Origin of the sequence: Rathayibacter sp. Leaf248 (assembly GCF_920939495.1) — a bacterium.
GTDB classification, from domain to species: domain Bacteria; phylum Actinomycetota; class Actinomycetes; order Actinomycetales; family Microbacteriaceae; genus Rathayibacter; species Rathayibacter caricis.
Genome location: NZ_CAKLAV010000001.1, coordinates 1408564 through 1433347, shown reverse-complemented (window position 1 = coordinate 1433347; position 24784 = coordinate 1408564). Strand labels below are relative to the sequence as shown.

The window sequence follows — 24784 nt, the reverse complement described above, 5'->3', positions numbered from 1 at the left end:
GGTCGAGCTTGTCACGCCGACTCCCTCCGGGGAGCGCGTGGCAAGCTCGACCTGTATCCCGCACCAAGAACTGAGCAGGAGACCTTAGGTAGTGTTTGGCGCAATCGCGCGGATCTTCCGCACCCCCGACCTCCGCCGCAAGATCGGCTTCACTCTCGCGATCGTGGCGATCTTCCGGCTGGGATCCTTCATCCCTGCTCCGTTCGTCAGCTTCAGCGCCGTTCAGGCCTGTCTCGCCGGCAACCAGGGGACCTCCGGTCTCTACGAGCTCGTGAACCTCTTCAGCGGTGGAGCCCTGCTCCAGCTGTCGATCTTCGCGCTCGGCATCATGCCGTACATCACGGCGTCGATCATCGTGCAGCTGCTGCGCGTGGTCATCCCTCACTTCGAGACCCTCTACAAGGAGGGCCAGTCCGGCCAGGGCCGGCTGACGCAGTACACGCGCTACCTGACGATCGCGCTCGGTGTTCTGCAGTCGACCACGCTGATCACCGTCGCCCGCTCCGGCGCGCTGTTCGGATCCTCCGGCGTCCCCGAGTGCTCGCAGCTGATCACGACCGACGCCTGGTACTCGATCCTGCTCATGGTCATCACCATGACCGCCGGCACCGGCATCATCATGTGGATGGGCGAGCTCATCACCGAGCGCGGCATCGGCAACGGCATGTCGCTGCTGATCTTCACGTCGATCGCCGCCCAGTTCCCGACCTCGCTCTGGTCCATCGCGCAGTCGCGCGGCTTCGAGACCTTCCTCCTCGTCCTCGGCGTCGGCCTGCTCCTCGTCGTCGCCGTCGTCTTCGTCGAGCAGTCGCAGCGTCGCGTCCCGGTGCAGTACGCCAAGCGGATGGTCGGTCGTCGCACCTACGGCGGCAACAACACCTACATCCCGATCAAGGTGAACATGGCCGGCGTCGTGCCCGTCATCTTCGCGTCGTCGCTGCTGTACCTGCCCGCGCTGATCGCTCAGTTCAACCAGCCCGCAGCGGGCCAGGAGGCACCCGCGTGGGTGACCTGGATCACCAACTACCTCACGCAGGGCGACCACCCCCTCTACATGGCGCTCTACTTCCTCCTGATCGTCGGCTTCACCTACTTCTACGTCGCCATCACGTTCAACCCGGACGAGGTCGCCGACAACATGAAGCGCTACGGCGGGTTCATCCCCGGCATCCGTGCCGGACGACCCACGGCCGAGTACCTGAACTACGTGCTCACCCGCGTGACGCTGCCCGGCTCGATCTACCTCGGTCTGATCGCGCTCGTGCCGCTCGTCGCCCTGGCGCTCGTCGGCGCGAACCAGAACTTCCCGTTCGGCGGCACGTCGATCCTGATCATCGTCGGAGTCGGGCTGGAGACCGTGAAGCAGATCGACTCGCAGCTGCAGCAGCGCCACTACGAAGGGCTCCTCCGATGACCTCGACCCCGGTGGTGGGCTTCCGTCTCCTGCTGATCGGCCCTCCCGGCGCCGGCAAGGGGACCCAGGCCTCGCGGCTCTCCGAGATCCTGAGCGTGCCGGCCATCTCGACCGGCGACATCTTCCGGATGAACGTGGCGAACGAGACCGAGCTGGGCCTCCAGGCGAAGGCGTTCCTCGACGCGGGGCGCTACGTCCCCGATGAGCTGACGAACGCGATCGTCCACGACCGCCTCCAGGAGGCCGACGTCTCAACGGGTTTCCTGCTCGACGGCTACCCGCGCACCACGGAGCAGGTCGACGAGCTCGACCGCATCCTCGCCGCCGACGGCAACAGCCTCGACGCCGTCGTGCAGCTCACGGCAGACCCCGACGAGGTCGTCTCGCGTCTCCTCAAGCGCTCGCACGAGCAGGGGCGCAGCGACGACACCGAGGACGTCATCCGTCGCCGTCTCGCGCTCTACGAGGAGCAGACGGCGCCGCTGATCGATGTCTACGCCGGCCGCGGACTCGTCGTGATCGTCGACGGCCTCGGGCCGGTCGAAGAGGTCACCGACCGCATCGTCGTCGCGCTCGAAGGCCACCGCGTGGGTCGTCTGGTCGACGACCCGTCGGCCGCCTGACGCCGTGGGATTCCGCTCCTCCCTGTACAAGACGCCCGCCCAGCTGCGATCGATGATCGCTCCCGGGCTCGCGACCGCCGCCTCCCTCGACGCCGTGCGGGCCGCGATCCGTCCCGGGATCACGACTCTCGAGCTCGACGCCGTCGCCGAGGCGGCGATCGTCGCGCTCGGCGGGCACTCGAACTTCAAGCTCGTGCCGGGCTACCGGCACACGGTCTGCGCCTCGGTGAACGAGGAGGTCGTGCACGGCATCCCCGGCGGCCGCGTGCTGGCTCCGGGCGACATCGTGTCGATCGACAGCGGCGCCGAGATCGACGGCTGGAACGGCGACTCGGCGATGACGCTGGTACTGCCCGACGCGTCGCGTCCCGATGAGGTCGCGGCGCGGGAGGAGCTCTCCCGGGTCACCGAGGGTTCCCTCTGGCGGGGCATCGCGGCCCTCTCCTCCGCACGGCACCTGAACGAGGTCGGTGCAGCGATCGAGGAGTACATCGAGGACGAGGCCGAGAAGTCGGGACGCGTCTACGGGATCCTCACCGACTACATCGGCCACGGGATCGGCCGCACGATGCACGAGGCTCCGCCCGTCTTCAACTACCGGGTGCGCCAGCGCGGGCCCGAGGTGAAGCCCGGACTCGTCGTCGCGATCGAGCCGATGGTCACGGCGGGCAGCGCCGAGACCTCGGTCCTCGAGGACGAGTGGACCGTGGCGACCGTCGACGGCAGCATGGCGGCGCACTGGGAGCACTCGGTGGCGGTGCACCGCGACGGGATCTGGGTGACGACGCTCGCCGACGGGGGAGCCGCCGGGCTCGCTCCGTACGGGATCGTGCCCACGCCGATCGCCTGAGTTTCCAGGTCGAGAGCGCCGCCGCAGAGCGTCCGACCCGCTGACGGTCCGCGTGGCGGCGGCGCTGAGCGGTGACCGGATCGGGTGGGGTGCCTCGTCACGGCTCCCTCCCGAGCGCCTGCGGCGCTCCCGCCAGACCCGAGCCAGGAGCCGTGACGAGGCACCCCACCCGCTCCTCGAGTTCAGGAGGGGATCCTTCTTCTGGAGGGGACGACGGCACCCTCCCGATCCCCTCCGGAAGGCCAGCGGAGGGGGGTCAGCTGTCGAAGACGCGGACGAGTTCCTCGATGAACGCGCCGAAGTCGGTGGAGCGGCGGATGAGCCGCTGCACCTCCGCCCGCTCCGAGAAGACCTCGACGAACTGGTCGAAGACCGACTGGAAGGTGCCGCGGCCGGCCGACGCGAACGCGATCATGGCGATGACGTTCACCCGCTGCTCGCCCCACTGCATGGGCACGTCGTTGACGACGATGGCGATCGAGGTGCGCCGCGCGCTCATCGCCATGGCGTGCGGCACGGCGAGGTTGTCGGTGAAAGCCGTGGAGCTCATCCGCTCGCGCTCGATCGCGCCCTCGACGTAGGCGTCGTCGATGATGCCCTGCTCGGTCATCCGCTCGCCCAGGAGGCGGATCATCGCCGACTCGTCGCGCGCGTGGAGATTGCGGAAGAAGAGCGACTCGTCGAAGAACTGCAGCAGCTCGTCCTTGATCTGCGCCCGACGGCGATGACGCCGGACGCCCGCGATCGCGCGGCGCACCGCCTCCACGTCGTGATCGGTGAGGAACGGCTGCACCACGACGACGTCGTCGGCGTAGGGGCGCTCGTCGATCGTGGTGATGACGAGATCGGCGGTCAGTCGGTCCCAGTCGACGTCGCTCCGGGTGATCAGGGACCGCACCTCCACCTCGGTGCCGAGGGAGCGCTCGACCCGGAGCCGCAGCATGTGCGCGAGGTCGTAGTAGTTGGGGCAGACGATGACGCAGGACAGCCGTTCCGCGCGCCGAGACACCCGCTCGAGGAACGAGCCGACGTGCAGAGCGATGTAGGCGATCTCGTCCTCGTTCACGAGGATCCCGCGGCGGCGCTGCAGCCCCGAGGCGAGGAAGACGGCGATCTCGTACGTCATCGGGAAGCTGGTCTTGATCGAGCGGGTCAGCGGGTTTCGGGAGTACCCGCCCTCGGACGCGCGGGCGATCAGGTTCCGCACGTGCAGGGCCAGGCGCACGATGAAGCCCTCGTCGTCGAGGTCGACGAGGTACTCGCGGTTGACGTCGGCGACGAGCGCGCGGACGACCGCGAGGTCCTCGGGGTCGACGTAGTTCTCGACGACGGCGGCCACCGGCTCGTTCTGGCCGGGGGTCGCCACGCGGGTGGTCATCAGGATCGCGAGCTGCGCGAGCTCCGCGTCGGTCAGCCGCGTGGCGAAGTGGCGCTCGACGAGGTCGGCGAGGAGTGCCGCCAGCTCTCCGTGCCGACCGGGGGAGGGGCGGGAACCGGAGGCGTCCCCGATGCCGCGGGAGACCCGGTCGACCGCGATCGCGATGTGCAGCAGCACGCTGTTCACGCCGTAGTCGTTGATGTAGTAGCCGCGCTCCTCGAGCGCCGCGAGCAGCTCGGTCTTGAACGCGCCGAGGCCGGGGGAGGCGAACTCGCGCTGGACGTCGTCGAGGGTGAAGACGCCCTGGGCGCTCTCGTCGCGGAACATCCGCGAGATGAGGCGGCGCCGGGCCTCCTCGCTGCCCTCCAGTCGGACGGAGGAACCGCTGCGGGCGAGGGCGAGCCCGGCCTCGTCGGCCAGCGTCTTCACCCGGCGGAGGTCCGCCTCGACCGTCGACTCGCTGACCGAGAGGTCGTCGGCGAGGGCGAACAGGTCGAGCCCGTCGTCGGAGTCGACGAGCCGCCGGACCACGGCGTAGAGCCGATCGCGGGGGGTGTCGGGCTCGGTGTCGCGGCTGCGCTGCGCCTCCAGGAACGCGGCGTAGACGTCGCGGGCGAGGCGGTAGCCGTTCGCGGAGGACTCGACCGGCTCGAGCGGCGCGGCCTGCGTCTTGACGGCGGTGACGTAGCTGCGGACGCTGCGGGTCGTCACTCCCAGCCGGTCGGCGAGCTCGTGCGCCGTCACCCAGCCGTCCGCGCGGGAGAGGTACTCCAGCAGGCGTTCGCGGTTGTCAGGCATCCAGGGGGCTCCAGGCGCGAAGGGGGATCTCGGAGAGCGCTTCCGCCCCGCCGCGGGCCCGCTCGTCGCGAGGTCGGCGAGTCGTCGGTCCTCGCAGTCAACCATCTGCGGGGCGGCCCGGGAAATCCCCGCGCCGACGCCGTGGAAGCGCTCTTCCGGCCCCGCGGAAGATTCTCTGCTGGAGCCCTCCGCCCCCGGACGGGGATGATTCACTGAAGTACGACACGGGCGCGAGGAGGCGGATCACGTGCGGAAGATCCTGATCGTCTGCGGTGCGGGAGCGTCGAGCACGTTCCTGGCGCACCGCTTGCGAGCGGGCGCGAAGGAGCGCGGCATGGACGCCTCGTTCCGGTCGGAGACCCTCACCGGTCTCGCGGACTCCCTCCCGGAGGCCGACGTCCTCCTGGTGGGTCCGCACCTCGAGTCGCAGTTCGACCGACTCCGCCTGCGTGCGGAGCGAGTCGGAGCCGCGGCCGCCCTCCTCCCGCACGACGTCTTCGGAGTGCACGGTGCCGCCACCGTGCTCGACACCCTCCCGATCCTCTTCGCCGCTCGCGCGGTCGGGGCGGGGGCGGACGGGGATCCCTCCGTCCGACCGGCACCGGGCACCGAGCCCGACGCCGGCCACCACTGACGCAGCCACCGCTGCAGATCCCAAGGAGAAACGTTCATGGTCGAGCGCACTGTTCAGGTCGCATCGTCGAAGGGCCTCCACGCCCGCCCCGCCTCGCTCTTCAGCCAGGCCGCGGCGAAGTCGGGGCAGAAGGTCCTCGTCAAGAAGGGCGACGCGACCGCGGTCAACGCCGCGTCGATCCTCGGGATCATCTCCCTCGGCATCGAGCACGGCGACGACCTGACCCTCACGGTCGAGGGCGACAACGAGCAGGCCGTCCTCGACGAGCTGGCGACGTTCTTGACGACGGACCACGACGCCTAGGCCCCACCCGCACCCCCCACTCGATCACCCCCGCTCTCTCACCGACGAGAGCACGACAGGAACCGAGCACTCATGACGCTGTCCACTCCCCACACCGCCTACGCCTCCGCGAAGCTCCAGGGCACCGGAGTCGGCCGCGGACTCGCCCTCGGGCCGGTCCTGCGCATGCCCGAGCCGCTGCCCGAGCCGGAGGACGTCGCGAGCACTCGCACGCCGGTCCAGGAGGAGGAGCGCGCCGTGTCGTCGCTGTCCGCGACCGCTGCGACCATCCGCCACCGCGGTGAGCGCGCCGGCGGGTCGGCCAAGGACGTGCTGGACGCGCAGGCGCTGATGGCGGAGGACCCGTCGCTCGCCGACGACGTGAAGGCGCGCATCGGGAACGGCAAGACCGCGGAGCGCGCAGTGCACGAGGCGTTCGCGGGCTTCCGTGATCTGCTCGTCGCGATGGGCGGCTACATGGCCGAGCGCGCGACCGACCTCGACGACGTCTCGCAGCGCGTCGTGGCGCACCTGCGCGGAGTGGCCGCCCCCGGCGTGCCCGAGTCGGACGAGCCCTTCGTGCTCGTCGCTCGCGACCTCGCGCCGGCCGACACCGCTCTGCTGGATCTCGACAAGGTCCTCGGACTCGTCACGAGCGACGGAGGCCCCACGTCGCACACCGCGATCCTCGCCCGCGAGAAGTCGATCACCGCCATCGTGGGCACCACCGGCGCACTCGATCTCCGCGACGGACAGCTCGTGATCCTCGACGCGACGACCGGCGTCGTCACGGTGAACCCCTCGGACGCCGAGATCACCGAGGCGAAGGGCGCGATCACGGAGCGCGCCGAGCGTCTCGCCGCTCCCGTCGTCCCCGGCGCGCTGGCCGACGGCCACGCCGTGCCGCTGCTCGCCAACCTCGGCTCGGCCGACGGCGCGCAGGGAGCCGTCGAGCTCGGCGCGGAGGGCGTGGGCCTGTTCCGCACCGAGTTCCTCTTCCTCGATGCGAAGGAGGCGCCGACCGTCGCCGACCAGGCCGAGCAGTACACCCGTCTGCTCGCCGCGTTCCCCGGCAAGAAGGTCGTCGTCCGCGCGCTGGACGCCGGTGCCGACAAGCCGCTGAGCTTCCTCAACGACGACCACGAGGAGAACCCCGCCCTGGGACTCCGCGGACTGCGCGCGCTCCGTGCCAGCGAGCAGATCCTCCGCGACCAGCTCACCGCCCTCGCGCAGGCCGACGCCGCGACGGACGCCGACCTCTGGGTCATGGCGCCGATGGTCGCGACCGTCGACGAGACGCGCTATTTCACCTCGATGGCGCGGGAGCTCGGCATCCGCACCGCGGGCGTGATGGTGGAGGTCCCCTCCTCCGCCCTGCTCGCCGATCGGATCCTCGGAGTCGCGGACTTCGCCTCCATCGGGACGAACGACCTCACCCAGTACACGCTGGCCGCCGACCGGATGCTGGGCACCGTCTCGGCCTACCAGGATCCGTGGCACCCGGCCGTCCTCCGCCTCGTCGGCGAGGTCGGGCGCGCGGGAGCCGCACTGGGCAAGCCCGTCGGCATCTGCGGCGAGGCCGCCGCCGACCCCCTGCTCGCCGTGGTCCTCGTGGGCCTCGGCGCGACGACCCTCTCGATGTCGCCGTCGGCCCTCGCCGACGTGCGGGCCGAGCTGGCCGAGCACACCCTCGAGGACGCGAAGCGGTTCGCCGAACTCGCCCTCGCGACGGACAGCGCCGCCGCGGCGCGGTCCGCCGTCACCGAGGCGATCGCCGCCTCCTGATCCCCGGCCTCCGGGCCGCCCGCCACGCACCACCTCCCCCTCTCACCACCCCCTCATCACGACCCGCCCGCAGGGACCCGGCCGCCTCAGGAACGACCGGGACCCCGCACCAAGAATCGGAGAACACCACATGACAACGACGTCAGCGACGTCGACGCGCGGTGGAGCGCGCGTCCACGTCCAGCGTTTCGGCACCTTCCTCTCGGGGATGGTCATGCCGAACATCGCGGCCTTCATCGCCTGGGGCTTCATCACGGCCCTCTTCATCGAGACCGGATGGCTCCCGCTGCTCGGTGTCGACGCCACCTGGGTCCAGCAGTTCGGCGGCTGGAGCAGCGACCCCGACGTCGTGAACACCGGCCTCGTCGGCCCGATGATCACGTACCTCCTCCCGCTGCTCATCGCGAACACCGGTGGCCGCATGGTCTACGGCGCCCGAGGCGGAGTCGTCGGCACCATCGCGACCATGGGCGTCATCGTCGGCGCCGGCATCCCGATGTTCATCGGCGCCATGATCATGGGCCCGCTCTCGGCCTGGCTCATGAAGAAGGTCGACGCGATCTGGGACGGCAAGATCAAGCCCGGCTTCGAGATGCTCGTCAACAACTTCTCGGCCGGGATCCTCGGCCTCCTGCTGGCGCTCGTCGCGTTCGCCGGTGTCGCTCCGCTCGTCGAGGGCCTCTCGGCGATTCTCGGCGCCGGAGTCGAGTGGCTGGTCGGCGCGGGCCTGCTCCCGCTGACGAGCCTCTTCATCGAGCCCGCCAAGATCCTGTTCCTCAACAACGCGATCAACCACGGCGTGCTCACCCCGCTCGGCGTGCAGCAGGCGGAGGAGACCGGCAAGTCCTTCCTCTTCCTCCTCGAGGCGAACCCCGGCCCCGGCCTGGGCGTGCTCCTCGCCTTCGCGATCTTCGGAGTCGGCGCCGCCCGCGCCTCCGCTCCCGGCGCCGCGGTCATCCACTTCATCGGCGGCATCCACGAGATCTACTTCCCGTACGTGCTGATGAAGCCGGCCCTCCTCGCCGCCGTCATCCTCGGCGGCGCGACCGGTGTCGCCACGAACGTCGCCTTCAACTCGGGCCTTCGCGCCCCGGCGTCGCCCGGCTCGATCATCGCGGTGCTCCTGCAGACCGCGAACGACAGCTTCATCGGCGTGATCCTGTCGGTCATCCTCGCGGCCGCCGTCTCGTTCGCCGTCGCCTCGGTGATCATCCGGGCCGGCCGCAAGAGCGACCTCGCCGCAGCGCAGGAGGGCGACGACAAGCTCGCCGCCGCCGTCGCCGCGAACCAGGCCAACAAGGGCAAGGACAGCGCCGTCGGCTCGCTCATCAACGCCGGCGGAGCCAACACCCCGCAGGACTCCAGCGGTGCCTCGGTCGCGGGAGCCACGGCCACCGCCACCCAGGTCCGCAACATCGTGTTCGCCTGCGATGCCGGGATGGGATCGTCCGCCATGGGCGCCTCCGTCCTGCGCAACAAGATGAAGAAGGCGGGCTTCGAGGACGTCACGGTCACCAACAAGGCGATCGCGGCCCTCGAGGACGACGTCGACCTGGTCATCACCCAGGCCGAGCTGACCGAGCGCGCCCGCCAGCGCACGCCCGGCGCGATCCACGTCTCCGTCGACAACTTCATGAACAGCCCGAAGTACGACGAGGTCGTTTCCCTGGTCCGCGAGCAGCACGGCCAGTAGCCCGAGCGGCCATCCAGTAAGCACGACGAGGGAGCCCGTAGGGTGCGACGAGGCGGACACGCTCCGCTCGCCCCCGCGGGCTCCCTCGCCTGTTCCCACCATCGGAAGGACTGAAGCCATGAGCGAAGTGCTCACCATCGGACAGATCAACGCCTCCGGCACCGCCACCACGAAGGAGGCCGCCATCAAGGAGGCCGCCGACATGCTCGTGGGAGTCGGCGCGGTGACGCCCGCCTACCACGAGGCCATGCTCGCCCGCGAGGCGACCGTCTCCACCTACATGGGCAACCTGCTCGCGATCCCGCACGGCACCAACGATGCGAAGGACGAGATCCGCTCCTCCGCGCTGTCGTTCGTCCGCTACGGACAGCCGATCGACTGGGACGGCAACGAGGTCCGCTTCGTCGTCGGCATCGCCGGCGTGAACAACGAGCACCTCGAGATCCTCTCCAAGATCGCCATCATCTTCTCGGAGGAGGACGAGGTGCAGAAGCTCCTCGACGCCCCCGACGCGCAGGCGCTCTACGGGCTCCTCGGGGAGGTCAACTCCTGATGCCCAAGGCCGTCCACTTCGGCGCCGGCAACATCGGCCGCGGCTTCGTCGGGCTGATCCTGCACGGGGCCGGCTACGAGATCGTCTTCGCCGACGTCAACGCCGCCCTGATCGACCAGCTCGCCGCCGCCGACAGCTACGAGGTGCACGAGGTGGGGGAGGAGTCGGTCACGCACGTGGTCGACCGCTTCCGCGCGATCAACTCGGCCTCCGACGAGGAGGCGCTCGTGCGCGAGATCGCGACGGCCGATGTCGTCACCACGGCGGTCGGCCCGAACATCCTGCGCTTCGTCGCTCCGGTGATCGCCAAGGGCCTGGCCGCCCGAGCGGAGTCGGCGCCGCGGCTGAGCGTGATGGCCTGCGAGAACGCGATCAACGCGACCCGCCTGCTGCAGACCGAGGTCGCCGCGAACCTCGGCGCGGACGAGTGGGAGACGCTGCGGTCCCGCGCGGTCTTCGCCGACACGGCCGTCGACCGCATCGTGCCGAACCAGGAGCCGGGGCAGGGCCTGGACGTCACGGTCGAGAGCTTCTTCGAGTGGGTCATCGACCGCACGCCCTTCGAGGGCGGCGAGCCGGAGCTCCCGGGAGCGACCTACGTCGACGACCTCGAGCCCTTCATCGAGCGCAAGCTCTTCACGGTCAACACCGGGCACGCGACGGCGGCCTACGTCGGCTTCGCCGCCGGAGCGCACAAGCTCTCGGACGCTCTCGCGATCCCGGCGGTGCACGACGCGGTGAAGGCGGCGCTGGAGGACACGAAGGCGCTCATCGTCGCGAAGCACGGCTTCAGCGACGAGGAGCAGCAGGCCTACCTCGAGAAGACGCTCAAGCGCTTCGGCAACCCGTACCTGACCGACACCGTCGACCGGGTCGGCCGCCAGCCGCTGCGCAAGCTCTCGAGGCACGAGCGCTTCATCGGCCCGGCCGCCGAGCTCGCCGAGCGCGGGCTCGTCCCGTCGGGACTGCTCACCGCCGTCGGAGCCGCACTGCGCTTCGACGTGCCGGAGGATCCGCAGAGCGTCGAGCTGCGCGAGAAGCTCGCGTCACTGTCGCCGGAGGAGTTCGTCGCCGACGTGACCGGGCTCGCTCCCGAGCACCCGCTGTTCCCGCAGCTGGTCGAGGTCGTGCGCGCCTAGCGTGCTTCCGCCGGGACTCCGCGAGTCCCGCACCCGCGACGAGATCCCCTGCCACGGCGGGGGATCTCGTCCGTTCGGGCCCGAGGGTCAGAAGAGGCGCCAGCGGGTGAGCGGCCACGCGACCGCGAACACGCGCCCGACGACCCGCTCGACGGGCACCGTCTTCACGCACGAGTCGATCGGCCCGAGTGCGCCGCGGCACAGCCCTAGGGAGTCGTTCGAGTTCGACCGGTGGTCGCCCAGGACGAAGAGCGTCCCCTCGGGCACCGTGTACTCGTCGAAGCACCGCGTCGACCGGACCTCGGTCGTGCAGGTCGCGCCGTCCCCGAACGGGAAGTCCTCGAACACGTAGTCCTCGTCGAGCGGCTCCCCGTCGACCAGCACGCGCCCCTCGGCGTCGCAGCAGGACACGGTCTGCCCACCGGTGGCGATCACGCGCTTCACGAGGAACTCCTCGTGCGACGGGCCGATGCTGGTCACGTCGCCGAAGTACTTCACCGCCTCGGAGAGCGGGCTCCCGACGGTGTCGGTGGCACCCCACTCCTCGTCGCGCGAGAAGACGACGATGCGGCCGGTCGTCGGATCGCCCTGCAGCGCCGCCGTACGGTCCACCAGGATCCGGTCGCCCCAGAAGCCCCCGCCCTGCAGGGTGCGCTCCATCGAGCCGGTCGGCACGGTGTACACCTTCACGAAGAAGGTCTGGACCAGCGCGATGACGACGATCGCGCCCAGCACCGTCACCAGGGGATGCGAGTACCAGCGTCGCCGCTCGTGCTCCGACGACTCCCGATTGCGCGCCATCCGCGCTCCCTCCGCTCGACTGCAGTCAGCCTAGGCGGCGGGCCGGCGGAGTCCGGCTGAGGCGCGTACCGGTGGGCGTCCGGAGGAGGGAGGCCGCGACACGCCCGAGGTGGCGGAGGAGGCCGGAATCGCGTAGCATCGACCCTTGGTGTTTTGCGCGTGCTCCGGCACGCCCGCACACCGCATCCCGGGCACTCGCCCGGGGGAGGTTCGTCGCGGAAACATTCGCACGACCAGTACACACACTACTTCCGAACGACAGTGAGGCTATGGCCAAAAAAGACGGTGTCATCGAAATCGAAGGTGCGGTTGTCGAGGCGCTCCCCAACGCGATGTTCCGCGTGGAGCTGACCAACGGACACAAAGTTCTCGCCCACATCTCGGGCAAGATGCGTCAGCACTACATCCGGATCCTCCCCGAGGACCGCGTGATCGTGGAGCTGAGCCCTTACGACCTGACCCGCGGCCGGATCGTCTACCGCTACAAGTAGGCGTTCGCCCCGCTCCGTTCGCGACGTGCGTGTCCTGTAAGGAACGGCCCCGGCATCCGCCGGGAGCACGACGCCAGCGAAATCAAGGAACAGAACCATGAAGGTCAACCCCAGCGTCAAGCGCATCTGCGACCACTGCAAGATCATCCGCCGCCACGGCAACGTGATGGTCATCTGCAGCAGCAACCCCCGCCACAAGCAGCGCCAGGGCTAGTCCCGACCGCTGCTCCCCGCAGGGAGCGCCGGGGCGGTCCGCCGCCCCACGACAGAACCACAGAACCGCAACGTCACCAATCGCGCTGCATCCCCGCTCCGGCGGCGGATGAACGGCGAGGACACCCCCGGTGGAGGCCGGGGCACCGACGTTGCATCACACCTCCACTCACTCAACAGGAGAAGCCACAATGGCACGTCTGGCAGGAGTAGACATCCCGCGCGAGAAGCGCGTGGAGGTCGCACTGACCTACATCTACGGTGTCGGCCGCACTCGGGCGCTCGCGACCCTCAGCGACACCGGGATCGACGGCAACATCCGCGTCAAGGACCTCAGCGACGACCAGCTCGTCGCCCTCCGCGACCACATCGAGGGCAACTACAAGGTGGAGGGAGACCTCCGCCGCGAGGTCGCCGCCGACATCCGCCGCAAGGTCGAGATCGGCTCGTACGAGGGCCTCCGCCACCGTCGCGGCCTCCCGGTCCGTGGACAGCGCACCAAGACGAACGCGCGCACCCGTAAGGGCCCGAAGCGCACCGTCGCCGGCAAGAAGAAGGCCGGCCGCAAGTAACGCGGGCGACACGGACCTAGAGGAGATACACATTGGCTACCCCCAAGTCGGCCGCTCGTAAGCCGCGCCGCAAGGAGAAGAAGAACATCGCCGTGGGCCAGGCCCACATCAAGTCGACGTTCAACAACACGATCGTCTCGATCACCGACCCCTCCGGGGCCGTCATCAGCTGGGCCTCGTCCGGTGGAGTCGGCTTCAAGGGCTCGCGCAAGTCGACGCCGTTCGCCGCTCAGCTCGCCGCCGAGTCGGCCGCGCGCCAGGCTCAGGAGCACGGCATGAAGAAGGTCGACGTCTTCGTGAAGGGCCCGGGCTCGGGTCGCGAGACGGCGATCCGCTCCCTCCAGGCCGCAGGCCTCGAGGTCGGCTCGATCAACGACGTCACGCCCCAGGCGCACAACGGGTGCCGCCCGCCCAAGCGCCGTCGCGTCTAGCACCAGCACTCGCAGCCGCCGGTCGGCCGGCCCCGTCCTCCGCGGCGGGGGCCGGTCGACCGGCGGATCGCGCATTTCTTTCACAACTTCATACCTCGCAAACGCACGTGTCATATAGCGGACACGTGATCGAAAGGAATCAACAGTGCTTATCGCACAGCGTCCGACGCTCACCGAGGAGAACATCTCGGAGTTCCGTTCCCGCTTCGTCATCGAGCCCCTCGAGCCCGGCTTCGGCTACACGCTCGGCAACTCGCTGCGTCGCACCCTGCTGTCCTCCATCCCGGGCGCCGCTGTCACCAGCATCCGGATCGACGGAGTCCTGCACGAGTTCACGACGGTCCCGGGCGTCCGCGAGGACGTCACCGAGATCATCCTGAACATCAAGGGCCTGGTCGTCTCCTCGGAGCACGACGAGCCGATCACCGCCTACCTGCGCAAGCAGGGCGCCGGCCAGGTCACCGCCGCCGACATCTCGGCTCCGGCCGGTGTCGAGATCCACAACCCGGAGCTCGTCATCGCCACGCTGAACGACAAGGCGAAGTTCGAGCTGGAGCTCACGATCGAGCGCGGCCGCGGCTACGTCTCGGCGACCCAGAACCGCAGCGAGTTCTCCGAGGCCGGCCAGATCCCGGTCGACTCGATCTACTCGCCCGTGCTCAAGGTCACCTACCGCGTCGAGGCCACCCGTGCCGGCGAGCGCACCGACTTCGACCGCCTGGTCGTGGACGTCGAGAGCAAGCCGGCCATCACGCCGCGCGACGCGATCGCCTCCGCCGGTCGCACGCTGACCGAGCTGTTCGGACTCGCCCGCGAGCTGAACAACGCGGCCGAGGGCATCGAGATCGGCCCCGCGCCGGTCGACGCCGTCCTCTCGACCGAGCTGTCGATGCCCATCGAGGACCTCGACCTCTCGGTGCGCAGCTACAACTGCCTGAAGCGCGAGGGCATCAACAACGTCAATGAGCTCGTCGCCCTCTCGGAGACGCAGCTCATGAACATCCGCAACTTCGGTCAGAAGTCGGTGGATGAGGTCAAGGAGAAGCTGACGGAGCTCGGCCTGTCGCTCAAGGACTCGGTCCCCGGGTTCGACGGCGCCCACTTCTACAGCTACGACGACGAGAGCATCTAGGTCTCCGCTTCCGGAGCCTGCGGCTCTTCGCGACCGACCTGCTGACACCCCTTTAGTACTGGAGTAAACCCATGCCCAAGCCCACCAAGGGCCCCCGCCTCGGAGGCGGTCCCGCACACGAGCGTCTGCTCCTCGCGAACCTGGCCGCGGCCCTGTTCACGCACAAGAGCATCAAGACGACGGAGACCAAGGCCAAGCGCCTGCGTCCGCTCGCCGAGCGTCTCGTGACGTTCGCCAAGCGCGGCGACCTGCACGCCCGTCGTCGCGTCCTCGCGACGATCGGCGACAAGTCCGTCGTCCACGAGCTCTTCACCGAGATCGCTCCGCTCGTCGCCGAGCGCGAGGGCGGCTACACCCGCATCACGAAGATCGGCCCGCGCAAGGGCGACAACGCCCCCATGGCGGTCATCGAGCTCGTCCTCGAGCCCGTGACCCCGAAGGCGAAGAAGACCCGCACCGCGACGGCGCCCGTGGCGGCTCCCGTCGAGGACGCTCCCGTCGAGGACGCTCCCGTCGAGGAGACCGACGTCCAGGACGCTCCGGCCGAGGAGGCCGCGACCGTCCAGGACGCTCCCGTCGAGGACGCCCCGGTCGAGGAGACCAGCGAGACCAAGTAGTCCCGCACGATCCGCGAGAGCCCTCCGTCCTCCGGGACGGGGGGCTCTCGTCGTCTCCGGCGGTGGCGCGGAACGTCGCATACGATGGCGTGATCGCGCCCTTTCGGCGCGACCGCGCCCCGGGGCGCGGCCGCTGCGCTCCAGCGGAGGTCCGGAAGGGGAACCGTGCGCTCGCGCCTCTGGCCACCGGTCGTCCTGGCCTGCTTCCTCGGACTCGCCGGGTGCTCCTCGCAGCCGGTCGTCGACGTCCCGGCGACGGCGGGCGCGGGGGCGACGCTCACTCCGACTCCGATCGCCACCCGGGATCCGACGCCGACCTCGGCCGGCCCCGCTCTGGACTGCACGGCCGTGCTGCCCGGGTCGAGCATCGAGCAGGACCTCGGCCTGCCGAGCGGCGCAGCGGCCCTCGCGGACGACGGCTCGCGCTGCTCCTACGCCATCGCGGGCAATCCCGAGGCGGTCGTCGTCACGCTCACGCCGGCCCGGCTCCTCGAGACGTTCCGCGGAGCGGGGGAGGCGGTCGGAGCCGTGTCCGTACCTCTGGGGGAGGCGGCGTACCAACGCACTGCGCCGGAGGGCGGGACCGAGCCGTCCGAGCTCGCTGTCCTCGCCGGCGGGTACGAGCTGCGCATCGTCTCCTACGTCGGCGACTCCGCCGTCTCGGTGCAGTGGGCCCAGACCGTGTTCGCCTCGGTGGACGTCCGCCTGGTGGTCTGAGGGCCGTCCGACCCCATCGGGGCACGGCACCTAGACTCGTCGGGTGCTTCACCGCGTCCGCCTCGACCTGGCCTACGACGGCTCCCACTTCTCGGGCTGGGCCCTCCAGCCCGGACTCCGCACGGTGCAGGGGGTGCTCGAGGACGCGCTGTCGAAGGTGCTCCGGACTCCCGAGCGCACCACCGTCACCGTCGCGGGTCGGACGGACGTCGGGGTGCACGCGAGCGCCCAGGTCGCGCACGCGGACCTCACCGAGGAGCAGTGGACCCGCTTGAGCGGCGGGCGGCGCGCGAGGGAGGGCGTCCTGCCGCAGGAGGCGGTGCTGGAACGGCGGCTCCGGGGGATCCTGGGTCAGTACTCCGACCTCAGCGTGCACCGCGTCTCGCGAGCGCCCGACGGCTTCGACGCGCGCTTCTCGGCGCGCTGGCGGCGCTACGAGTACCGCCTGGCCGACGCCTCCTCCCTCCGCCACCCGCTCGAGCGCGCGTACACGACCTGGATCACGGAGTCGGTGGACGAGGCCGCGATGAACCGTGCGGCGCAGTCCCTCCTGGGGCTGCACGACTACGCGTCGTTCTGCCGAGCGCGGGTCGGCGCCACGACGATCCGCACGCTGCTCGACTTCGACTGGGAGCGCGATCGCGACGGGGTGCTGCACGCGCACCTGAGGGCCGACGCGTTCTGCCACAGCATGGTGCGCGCGCTCGTGGGCGCGTGCGTCGCGGTGGGGAACGGACGCCTCGCCGAGGGCGACGTCGAGCCGCTGCGCGACGCCGTCGCCCGCACGAACGCCTTCGCCGTGATGCCGGCGCGGGGGCTCGTCCTGCGCGAGGTCGACTATCCTGAGGACTCCTCGCTCGCCGAGCGCGCCGTCCTGACGCGCATGCGCCGGACCCTGCCGGTCGTCGAGCCCGTGCCGGAGGACCCGTCATGATCCGCTCCCCGCGTCTCGCGCTGCCCGCTGCCGCACTGGTGCTCGCTCTCGCGGGCTGCTCCGGAGGTGCGGTCGACATCCCGGAGTCGTCCCAGCCGACGATCGCGACGCAGGAGCCGGGCGCCTCCGTCGCGCCCGTCGCACCGCAGCAGACCGCCGAACCCGTCGTGCCGTCCCCGACGATCGAGACCCTCGACTGCGAGGCGGTCCTGCCCGTCGAGACGATCGAGTCCGTGCTCGAGCTGCCGAGCGGATTCGCGACACCGGGAGAGCAGCCCGTCGGCTGCGCCTGGACCATGGCGGGGAACCCGTCGGCCCTGCTGCTGCAGACCGCGACGGGGGCGACGCTCGCCGAGGTGTCGACGCGCCAGGCCGCGACGCCCGGTGCGCTCGCCAGCGATCTCGGAGAGGCGGCGTTCTTCCGGCCGGCGGACGCTGCGCTCGATCCGGCGTCGACGCTCACGGTGCTGTCCGGGGACCGGCTGCTGTCGCTCCGATCCTCGGTGGGGGATCAGGCGGCGCTCGAGACGCTGGCGGAGGACGTGACCGCGGCGCTCGACGCCGAGGAGTGACTCCGACGCGTGGCTGCGATGAGTGGCTGCGACCTCCGCGCTACCGCTGACGGCGTCCTTGCTGTAATGTCGACCCTTGGTGTTTTCGGCCGTGTGCCGAGCGCCCGAAGTTGAGCCCTCCACCGGATCGGTTCGCCCCCTCGCGGGGCGAACGGCCACGGAGCGGGATTCACGAACACCTCACTCCGACCAGAAAGCAGCACTCACGTGACTCGCACTTTTTCTCCGAAGCCGGCTGACGTCCAGCACGACTGGATCGTCATCGACGCGTCCGACGTCGTGCTCGGCCGTCTCGCCACCCACGCCGCGGCGCTCCTGCGCGGCAAGCACAAGGCCACCTTCGCGCCGCACATGGACATGGGCGACTTCGTCATCATCGTCAACGCCGAGAAGGTCGCCCTCACCGGTCAGAAGCTCCTCCAGAAGAAGGCGTACCGCCACTCCGGCTACCCGGGCGGCCTCTCGGCCACCACGTACGCCGAGCTCCTCGAGAAGAACCCGATCCGCGCCGTCGAGAAGGCCATCCGCGGAATGCTCCCCAAGAACTCCCTCGGTCGTGCGCAGCTGCGCAAGCTGAAGGTCTACACGGGCACCGAGCACCCCCACGCGGCGCAGCAGCCCAAGGCGTACGCCTTCACCCAGGTCGCCCAGTAGGCTCCGGCCCTCCCCGACACCTCAGACTTCGAAGACAAAGGATCACCTACACCGTGGCGAAGATCGCAGACCAGATCGACGTGGCTCCCGAGAGCTACTCCACCGAAAGCGCGGCCACCGAGGCGTCCTCGACGCCCCGCGCCGTCCTCAACGTCTCCGGCGCAGCCGTGGGCCGACGCAAGCAGGCCATCGCCCGCGTGCGCCTGGTCCCGGGCTCCGGCAGCCTGACCGTGAACGCCCGCGAGTTCGCGGAGTACTTCCCCAACAAGCTGCACCAGCAGCTGATCACCGACCCCTTCAAGGTGCTCGACCTCGTCGGCTCGTACGACGTCGTCGCGAAGATCACCGGCGGCGGCCCCTCCGGCCAGGCCGGCGCGCTGCGCCTCGCCATCGCGCGTGCACTCAACGAGATCGACCGCGAGAACAACCGCGCGATCCTCAAGAAGGCGGGCTTCCTGACCCGCGACGCTCGCGTCATCGAGCGCAAGAAGGCCGGTCTCAAGAAGGCCCGCAAGGCGTCGCAGTTCTCGAAGCGCTAGTCGGTGCGGCCCGACGGGCCGCTCGATCAGTAGCTCGAGAAGTGGACTGCGCACTATGACGCGCCTGTTCGGAACCGACGGCGTCCGTGGCCTCGCCAATCGCGAGGTCACGGCCGACCTGGCTCTCGGCCTCGCCCAGGCGGCCGCCCGTGTACTCGGTGCGGCCGCCCGTGCGGAGGGTCGACGCCCCCTCGCGGTACTCGCCCGCGACCCCAGAATCTCCGGTCAGTTCATCGGCGCCGCTGTCGCCGCCGGACTCGCCAGTGCGGGAGTCGACGTCCTCGACGCCGGCGTCATCCCGACCCCTGCCACCGCGTACCTGATCGCGGACGAGCAGGCGGACTTCGGCGTGATGATCTCGGCCTCGCACAACCCCGCCGCCGACAACGGCATCAAGTTCTTCGCCGCGGGCGGTCGCAAGCTCCCCGACGAGCTCGAGAACCGCATCGAGGCGGCTCTCGGCGTTCCGCCGCTGACCCCGACCGGTGCCGACGTCGGCCGCATCCGCCGCTTCTCCGACGCGGAGGACCGCTACGTGGTCCACCTCCTCGGCTCGCTCGGCAGCACCCGCCTCGACGGGCTCCACGTGGTCATCGACTGCGCCCACGGCGCGGCCGCCGGCATCTCGCCCGAGGTCTTCACGGACGCGGGCGCCACGGTCACCGTCATCGGCAACGACCCCGACGGCCTCAACATCAACGACGGCGTCGGCTCGACCCACCTCGAGCACGTCGCCGAGGCGGTCGTCGCGGCCGGAGCGGATCTCGGCATCGCCCACGACGGCGACGCGGACCGCTGCCTCGCGGTGGACGCCACCGGCCGGACGATCGACGGCGACCAGATCATGGCGATCCTCGCTACATCGATGGCCCGCCGCGGCGTGCTGCGCGACAACGTGCTCGTCGCGACCGTGATGAGCAACCTCGGTCTGAAGCTCGCGATGGCCGACGCGGGCATCCGCGTCATCGAGACCGCCGTCGGCGACCGCTACGTCCTCGAGGCGATGAACGACGGCGGCTACTCGCTCGGCGGCGAGCAGTCCGGCCACGTCATCATGAGCCGCTTCGCCACCACCGGCGACGGCGTGCTCACCGCGCTCCAGCTCGCCGCCGAGATGGCCCGCACCGGCAGGAGCATCGCCGACCTGGCGTCGGTGATGAGCGTGTTCCCGCAGACCCTCGTCAACGTCCGCGGTGTCGACCGCGAGGGCGTGCACGCCGACGAGGTCATCGCGGCGGCCGTCGCCGACGCGTCGGCCGAGCTCGGCACCGACGGCCGCGTCCTGCTCCGCCCCTCGGGCACCGAGCCGATGGTGCGCGTGATGGTCGAGGCGAAGACGCAGGAGACGGCGGATCGTCTCGCGCAGTCTCTGGCCGACGTCGTGCTGGAGCAGCTGCGCACGTAGCGGTCGGCGCTCCGGCGCTGGTGGATCTCGAGACGCCCGCTGCGCGGGCTGCTCGATCAGCAAGCAGCGGAAGACCTCCTCGGAGGAGATCCGCCGTCGTCTGCTGGTCGAGTAGCCCCGGAGGGGCGTATCGAGACCCACAGACTCCAGGAAGACCGTGTCCGCCCCGCGTCAGATCTTGCGGAGCAGCACCGACGACACGGCGTGATCGGACTGCTTGCGCAGCACCAGACTCGCGCGGCTGCGGGTCGGGCGCACGTTCTGCACGAGGTTCGGCTCGTTGATCGCGGTCCAGATGCTCCGTGCCCGCTCGCGTGCCTCGTCGGGGGTGAGCGACGCGTAGCGGTGGAAGTACGAGTTCGGGTTCGCGAACGCGCCCTGCTGCAGAGCGAGGAAGCGCTCCTCGTACCAGCGGGCGATGTCGCCGGTGCGCGCGTCGACGTAGACGGTGAAGTCGAACAGGTCGCTGACCGCGAGGCCGTGGCCGGGGACCGGCGGCTGCAGCACGTTCAGGCCCTCGACGATCAGCACGTCGGGTCGGCGCACCACGATCTCGGCATCGGGGACGATGTCGTACGAGAGGTGCGAGTAGAAGGGCGCGCGCACCTCCGCGGCCCCGCCCTTCACCTCCGAGACGAAGCGGAGCAGCGCGCGGCGGTCGTACGACTCCGGGAACCCCTTGCGGCTCATCAGCCCGCGCCGCTCGAGCTCGCTGTTGGGCAGGAGGAACCCGTCGGTGGTCACCAGCTCGACCCGGGGAGTGTCCTCCCAGCGGGCGAGGAGCTCGCGCAGCAGTCTCGCGATCGTGGACTTGCCGACGGCGACGGAGCCGGCGACTCCGATGACGAAGGGCGTGGGCTGGGCGCGCTCGCCGAGGAAGGTGCTGGTCGCCCGGTGCAGGTGGCGGGCACCGGCCGCGTAGAGGGCGAGGAGCCGCGAGAGGGGGAGGTACACCTCGGCGACCTCGGTGAGGCTCAGCCGGTCGCCGAGTCCGCGCAGCTGCACGACCTCGGTCTCGGTCAGCGGGAGCTCCGTCGACCGGGCGAGCTCGGCCCAGTCGGAGCGGACGATCTCGACGAACGGGGAGGGCTGCGCCTCTCGCCCGGGTTCGCGAGCTGACGACGGCACAATCACCGATCCTAGCGGCCGGCGACCCTGCGGCCCGGCCGCCGCGATCCGCCCCTCCTGCGCCGTTAGGATCGAGCGCATGTGTGGAATCGTGGGATACGTCGGCGCGCGTGACAGCCTGGCCGTGCTGCTCGGGGGCCTGAAGCGACTGGAGTACCGCGGGTACGACTCCGCGGGCGTGGCCGTGATCGACGCCGATGGCGTGATCGACAGCCGCAAGCGCTCGGGCAAGCTCAGCGTCCTGGTCGACGACCTCGAAGCGCACCCGCTGGCGCAGGGCACGACCGGCATCGGTCACACCCGGTGGGCGACCCACGGTGGGCCGACCGACCGCAACGCCCACCCGCACCTCGCCGACGACGGCAAGCTGGCCGTCATCCACAACGGCATCATCGAGAACTTCCAGCCGCTGAAGGAGGAGCTCGCCGCCGAGGGCGTCGTCTTCGAGAGCGAGACCGACACCGAGGTCGCCGCTCACCTCATCGCCCGCGAGTACCGCCGGACCGGGGACCTCGTGCTCGCGTTCCAGGCGATCGTCGCGCGGCTCGAGGGCGCCTTCACGCTGCTCGCCCTGCACCAGGACCAGCCGGGCGTCGTCGTCGGCGCGCGGCGCAACTCCCCGCTGGTGATCGGCCTGGGCGACGGCGAGAACTTCCTCGGCTCCGACGTCGCGGCGTTCGTCGAGTTCACCCGCCGCGCCGTCGCGATCGGGCAGGACCAGATCGTCACGATCACCCCGGACCTCGTCACGGTCACCGACTTCTTCGGGCAGCCGGTCGAGACCGAGCCGTTCGAGATCGCCTGGGACGCCTCCGCCTCCGAGAAGGGCGGCTGGTCGAGCTTCATGGCGAAGGAGATCACCGAGGGTCCCGAGGCCGTCGCGAACACCCTGCGCGGCCGGATCGCCGACGGCACGATCACCCTCCCCGAGCTCGAGGGCCTGGACCCCGTCCTGACGGAGATCGACCGGATCACGATCATCGGCTGCGGCACCGCCGCCTACTCCGGCATGGTCGCCAAGTACGCGATCGAGAAGTGGGCCCGCGTCCCCGTCGAGGTCGAGCTCAGCCACGAGTTCCGCTACCGCGACCCGGTGCTCACGCCCCGCACGCTCGTCGTCTCGATCAGCCAGTCGGGCGAGACCATGGACACGCTCATGGCGGTCAAGTACGCGCGCGAGAAGGGCGCGAAGACGCTCTCGGTCTGCAACACCCAGGGCGCGACGATCCCACGCGAGTCCGACGCGGTCCTCTATACGCACGCCGGCCCGGAGGTGGCGGTCGCGTCGACCAAGGCCTTCGTCGCGCAGATCGCGGCCCTCTACCTCTTCGGTCTGCACCTCGCGACGCTGCGCGGAGCCTCCTCCGCCGAGGTCGTCGCGTCGCAGGCCGCCGAGCTGGCGGCGATCCCCGAGAAGCTCTCGAAGGTGCTCGACGCCTCGGACGCCATCGTCCAGCTCGCCGGCTGGATGGCCGACACCCGCGCGGTGCTGTTCCTGGGCCGCCACGTCGGCTACCCGGTCGCGCTCGAGGGTGCGCTCAAGCTCAAGGAGCTGGCCTACATCCACGCCGAGGGCTTCGCGGCCGGGGAGCTCAAGCACGGGCCGATCGCGCTCATCGAGCCGGGCCAAGTCGTCTTCGTGATCGTGCCGAGCCCGAGCGAGTCGTACGAGCTGCAGCGCAAGGTGATCTCGAACATCCAGGAGATCAAGGCGCGCGGCGCCCGCGTCATCGCGATCGCCGAGCAGGGCGACACCGCGGCGATCCAGATCGCCGACGAGGTCGTGCCGATCCCGCTCGCCGACCCGCTGTTCGAGCCGCTGCTCGCCGTCACTCCGCTGCAGATGTTCGCGATGGAGCTCGCGACCGCGAAGGGCCTGGACGTCGACCAGCCGCGCAATCTCGCCAAGTCGGTCACGGTCGAGTGACCCTGCCGTGATCGTGGGGATCGGCGTGGACGTCGTGGACCTCGCCCGGTTCGGCCGGGCGATCGACCGCACCCCGCGGTTGCGCGACCGTCTGTTCGCCCCCAGCGAACGCGACCTGCCGATCGCCTCCCTCGCCGGGCGGTTCGCGGCGAAGGAGGCGTTCATCAAGGCCCTCGGCGACTCGGCGGGTGCGCGCTGGCACGACATGGTCGTGGAGCGCGACGAGCACGGGAACCCCTCCTTCGCCCTGCACGGAGCGGCCCGGACCGCCGCCGATGCCCGCGGCATCACGCGGGTGCACCTGTCGATGAGCCACGACGCGGGCATCGCGACGGCGTTCGTGGTGGCCGAGTCGTGACCGCTCCGCTGTTCTTCCGCGAAGCGCTGATCGATGCCGACGCGATCCGGAGGAACGTCTCCCGGCTCCGCGAGCTGACCGGCGCCCGGCGCCTCATGGCCGTCGTCAAGGCGAACGGCTACGGCCACGGCGCCGTGACAGCGGCCCAGGCCGCGCTCGCGGGCGGAGCCGACGCTCTCGGCACCGCCGACCTCCAGGAGGCCGTGGCGCTGCGCGAGGCCGGCGTCCTCGCTCCGCTGCTCTGCTGGCTGCACGACCCCGGCGAGGACTTCGACGCGGCCATCGAGCACGGGATCGACGTGGCGGTCTCGTCGCTCACCCAGCTGGAGGCCGTGGCCCAGGCCGCCGAGGACCGCGGCGGCCGGGCGGCCGTGCAGCTCAAGCTCGACACGGGGCTCAGCCGCAACGGCGCTCCCGAGCAGGAGTGGCCGCTGCTCGTCGAGGCGCTCGTGCGCCACGTGGAGCGCGGCACCGTGCACCTGACGGGCGTGCTCTCGCACCTCTCGAACACCTCGCGCACCGAGGACCTCGCGCAGCTCGCGCTCCTGTCCCGGGGGGAGGAGCTCCTGCGGGCGAGCGGCGTCCCCGCCCCGATCGTGCATCTGGCGGCCACCGCCGGTGCGCTGAGGATCCCGGAGGCGCGCCGCGATATGGTGCGCGCCGGCATCGGCGTCTACGGACTCTCGCCGTTCGACGACGAGACGTCGCTCGAGCTCGGCCTCGTCCCCGCGATGACGCTGCACGGACGCGTCGCGGGGGTGCGCCGCGTCGATCGGGGCACGGGTGTCAGCTACGACTACACCTACCGGGCCGAGGGGGAGACCGGCCTCGCGCTCGTCCCGTTCGGCTACGCCGATGGCATCCCGCGCAGCGCCTCCGGAGTCGCCGAGGTGACGATCCGGGGGAGGCGGCATCGCATTGCGGGCCGGGTCGCGATGGACCAGTTCGTCGTCGAGGTGGGCGACGCCCCGATCGAGGTCGGCGACGCCGTGACCCTCTGGGGCGACCCGACGACGGGCGTCCCCTCGGTCGACGAGTGGGCGCGCTGGTGCGGCACGATCAACTACGAGCTCGTGACGCGGATCGGACCGCGAGTGCAGCGCCGGGTGCTGGGCGGCGATTGTGGCTGAGCGCGCCCGCTTCG

The 24784-nt window shown here is 70.5% G+C and carries 27 protein-coding genes; 24 read left to right on the top strand and 3 right to left on the bottom strand.

Going from position 1 to position 24784, the window contains the following annotated elements:
* Positions 1 to 91: 91 nt before the first annotated feature.
* Genes secY through map form a run of 3 tightly spaced genes read left to right on the top strand, consistent with a single transcriptional unit; the run spans position 92 to position 2887 of the window.
* Entirely contained in the window at positions 92 to 1414 is a 1323-nt protein-coding gene (gene secY / locus LRG51_RS07025) for a preprotein translocase subunit SecY (protein ID WP_055787123.1), read from the top strand.
* Complete coding sequence (locus LRG51_RS07020) at positions 1411 to 2037, top strand: adenylate kinase (protein WP_055787128.1); 627 nt, start codon at positions 1411 to 1413, stop codon at positions 2035 to 2037. The genes secY and LRG51_RS07020 overlap by 4 nt, the downstream gene beginning before the upstream one ends.
* A 4-nt stretch (positions 2038 to 2041) precedes the next feature.
* Complete coding sequence (gene map / locus LRG51_RS07015) at positions 2042 to 2887, top strand: type I methionyl aminopeptidase (protein ID WP_082480981.1); 846 nt, start codon at positions 2042 to 2044, stop codon at positions 2885 to 2887.
* 256 nt (positions 2888 to 3143) lie between these two features.
* On the opposite strand, the gene LRG51_RS07010 is transcribed toward map, so the two are convergent.
* A complete protein-coding gene (locus LRG51_RS07010) occupies positions 3144 to 5063 on the bottom strand; it encodes a BglG family transcription antiterminator (RefSeq protein WP_230671876.1) in 1920 nt (639 codons plus the stop codon).
* 247 nt (positions 5064 to 5310) lie between these two features.
* Here LRG51_RS07010 and LRG51_RS07005 point away from each other — a divergent pair, with 247 nt between their 5' ends.
* The 6 genes from LRG51_RS07005 to LRG51_RS06980 all read left to right on the top strand — a co-directional run bounded on the left by LRG51_RS07005 (position 5311) and on the right by LRG51_RS06980 (position 11149).
* A complete protein-coding gene (locus LRG51_RS07005) occupies positions 5311 to 5697 on the top strand; it encodes a PTS sugar transporter subunit IIB (RefSeq protein WP_055787134.1) in 387 nt (128 codons plus the stop codon).
* Positions 5698 to 5733: 36 nt separating this feature from the next.
* Positions 5734 to 6000: an HPr family phosphocarrier protein gene (locus LRG51_RS07000; protein ID WP_055787137.1), complete on the top strand. Its 267-nt coding sequence runs from the start codon at positions 5734 to 5736 to the stop codon at positions 5998 to 6000.
* 72 nt (positions 6001 to 6072) lie between these two features.
* On the top strand, positions 6073 to 7764 hold the full coding sequence (gene ptsP, locus LRG51_RS06995) for a phosphoenolpyruvate--protein phosphotransferase (RefSeq protein WP_082480982.1): 1692 nt from the start codon (positions 6073 to 6075) through the stop codon (positions 7762 to 7764).
* 130 nt (positions 7765 to 7894) lie between these two features.
* Entirely contained in the window at positions 7895 to 9457 is a 1563-nt protein-coding gene (locus LRG51_RS06990) for a PTS mannitol transporter subunit IICB (protein ID WP_055787142.1), read from the top strand.
* A gap of 118 nt (positions 9458 to 9575) precedes the next feature.
* The gene (locus LRG51_RS06985; protein ID WP_055787145.1) at positions 9576 to 10010 is read left to right on the top strand and encodes a PTS sugar transporter subunit IIA; all 435 of its coding nucleotides are present in this window, start codon (positions 9576 to 9578) and stop codon (positions 10008 to 10010) included.
* Positions 10010 to 11149: a mannitol-1-phosphate 5-dehydrogenase gene (locus LRG51_RS06980; protein ID WP_055787151.1), complete on the top strand. Its 1140-nt coding sequence runs from the start codon at positions 10010 to 10012 to the stop codon at positions 11147 to 11149. The genes LRG51_RS06985 and LRG51_RS06980 overlap by 1 nt, the downstream gene beginning before the upstream one ends.
* A gap of 87 nt (positions 11150 to 11236) precedes the next feature.
* Here the strand turns inward: LRG51_RS06980 and lepB are convergent, their stop codons facing one another.
* Positions 11237 to 11950 (bottom strand): signal peptidase I, encoded by a 714-nt coding sequence (gene lepB / locus LRG51_RS06975; protein ID WP_230671874.1) that lies wholly within the window; start codon positions 11948 to 11950, stop codon positions 11237 to 11239.
* Positions 11951 to 12219: 269 nt separating this feature from the next.
* Here lepB and infA point away from each other — a divergent pair, with 269 nt between their 5' ends.
* The 12 genes from infA (at position 12220) to glmM (ending at position 20227) form a co-directional block, all read left to right on the top strand.
* The gene (gene infA, locus LRG51_RS06970; RefSeq protein WP_022883252.1) at positions 12220 to 12441 is read left to right on the top strand and encodes a translation initiation factor IF-1; all 222 of its coding nucleotides are present in this window, start codon (positions 12220 to 12222) and stop codon (positions 12439 to 12441) included.
* A 97-nt stretch (positions 12442 to 12538) separates the two neighbouring features.
* Positions 12539 to 12655: a 50S ribosomal protein L36 gene (rpmJ, locus tag LRG51_RS06965; RefSeq protein WP_055787164.1), complete on the top strand. Its 117-nt coding sequence runs from the start codon at positions 12539 to 12541 to the stop codon at positions 12653 to 12655.
* 190 nt (positions 12656 to 12845) lie between these two features.
* The gene (gene rpsM, locus LRG51_RS06960; protein ID WP_055787167.1) at positions 12846 to 13226 is read left to right on the top strand and encodes a 30S ribosomal protein S13; all 381 of its coding nucleotides are present in this window, start codon (positions 12846 to 12848) and stop codon (positions 13224 to 13226) included.
* 32 nt (positions 13227 to 13258) lie between these two features.
* Complete coding sequence (gene rpsK, locus LRG51_RS06955) at positions 13259 to 13657, top strand: 30S ribosomal protein S11 (protein WP_055787170.1); 399 nt, start codon at positions 13259 to 13261, stop codon at positions 13655 to 13657.
* 145 nt (positions 13658 to 13802) lie between these two features.
* Positions 13803 to 14789 (top strand): DNA-directed RNA polymerase subunit alpha, encoded by a 987-nt coding sequence (locus LRG51_RS06950; RefSeq protein WP_055787173.1) that lies wholly within the window; start codon positions 13803 to 13805, stop codon positions 14787 to 14789.
* Positions 14790 to 14860: 71 nt separating this feature from the next.
* Positions 14861 to 15406, top strand: a complete 546-nt coding sequence (gene rplQ, locus LRG51_RS06945; protein ID WP_230671872.1) for a 50S ribosomal protein L17 — start codon at positions 14861 to 14863, stop codon at positions 15404 to 15406.
* 165 nt (positions 15407 to 15571) lie between these two features.
* Positions 15572 to 16123 carry a hypothetical protein gene (locus LRG51_RS06940; RefSeq protein WP_230671870.1) on the top strand — a complete coding sequence of 184 codons (552 nt, stop codon included), beginning with the start codon at positions 15572 to 15574 and terminating at the stop codon, positions 16121 to 16123.
* Positions 16124 to 16166: 43 nt separating this feature from the next.
* Positions 16167 to 17057, top strand: coding sequence for a tRNA pseudouridine synthase A (locus LRG51_RS06935; protein WP_230671868.1), 891 nt, complete (start codon positions 16167 to 16169; stop codon positions 17055 to 17057).
* Positions 17054 to 17629 (top strand): hypothetical protein, encoded by a 576-nt coding sequence (locus tag LRG51_RS06930; RefSeq protein WP_230671866.1) that lies wholly within the window; start codon positions 17054 to 17056, stop codon positions 17627 to 17629. Before LRG51_RS06935 ends, LRG51_RS06930 begins: the two co-directional genes overlap by 4 nt.
* A gap of 207 nt (positions 17630 to 17836) precedes the next feature.
* Positions 17837 to 18283 (top strand): 50S ribosomal protein L13, encoded by a 447-nt coding sequence (gene rplM, locus LRG51_RS06925; RefSeq protein ID WP_055787189.1) that lies wholly within the window; start codon positions 17837 to 17839, stop codon positions 18281 to 18283.
* 53 nt (positions 18284 to 18336) lie between these two features.
* Positions 18337 to 18822, top strand: coding sequence for a 30S ribosomal protein S9 (gene rpsI, locus LRG51_RS06920; RefSeq protein WP_055787192.1), 486 nt, complete (start codon positions 18337 to 18339; stop codon positions 18820 to 18822).
* 55 nt (positions 18823 to 18877) lie between these two features.
* Positions 18878 to 20227: a phosphoglucosamine mutase gene (glmM, locus tag LRG51_RS06915; RefSeq protein WP_230671864.1), complete on the top strand. Its 1350-nt coding sequence runs from the start codon at positions 18878 to 18880 to the stop codon at positions 20225 to 20227.
* A gap of 171 nt (positions 20228 to 20398) precedes the next feature.
* Here glmM and coaA read toward each other — a convergent pair whose 3' ends face one another.
* Entirely contained in the window at positions 20399 to 21355 is a 957-nt protein-coding gene (gene coaA, locus LRG51_RS06910; protein ID WP_055787198.1) for a type I pantothenate kinase, read from the bottom strand.
* A 79-nt stretch (positions 21356 to 21434) separates the two neighbouring features.
* Here coaA and glmS point away from each other — a divergent pair, with 79 nt between their 5' ends.
* Genes glmS through alr form a run of 3 tightly spaced genes read left to right on the top strand, consistent with a single transcriptional unit; the run spans position 21435 to position 24770 of the window.
* Positions 21435 to 23282, top strand: coding sequence for a glutamine--fructose-6-phosphate transaminase (isomerizing) (glmS, locus tag LRG51_RS06905; RefSeq protein WP_055787202.1), 1848 nt, complete (start codon positions 21435 to 21437; stop codon positions 23280 to 23282).
* A gap of 7 nt (positions 23283 to 23289) precedes the next feature.
* Positions 23290 to 23640: a holo-ACP synthase gene (locus LRG51_RS06900; protein WP_055787206.1), complete on the top strand. Its 351-nt coding sequence runs from the start codon at positions 23290 to 23292 to the stop codon at positions 23638 to 23640.
* Positions 23637 to 24770 carry an alanine racemase gene (alr, locus tag LRG51_RS06895; protein WP_230671862.1) on the top strand — a complete coding sequence of 378 codons (1134 nt, stop codon included), beginning with the start codon at positions 23637 to 23639 and terminating at the stop codon, positions 24768 to 24770. The genes LRG51_RS06900 and alr overlap by 4 nt, the downstream gene beginning before the upstream one ends.
* The last annotated feature ends 14 nt before the right edge of the window (positions 24771 to 24784 follow it).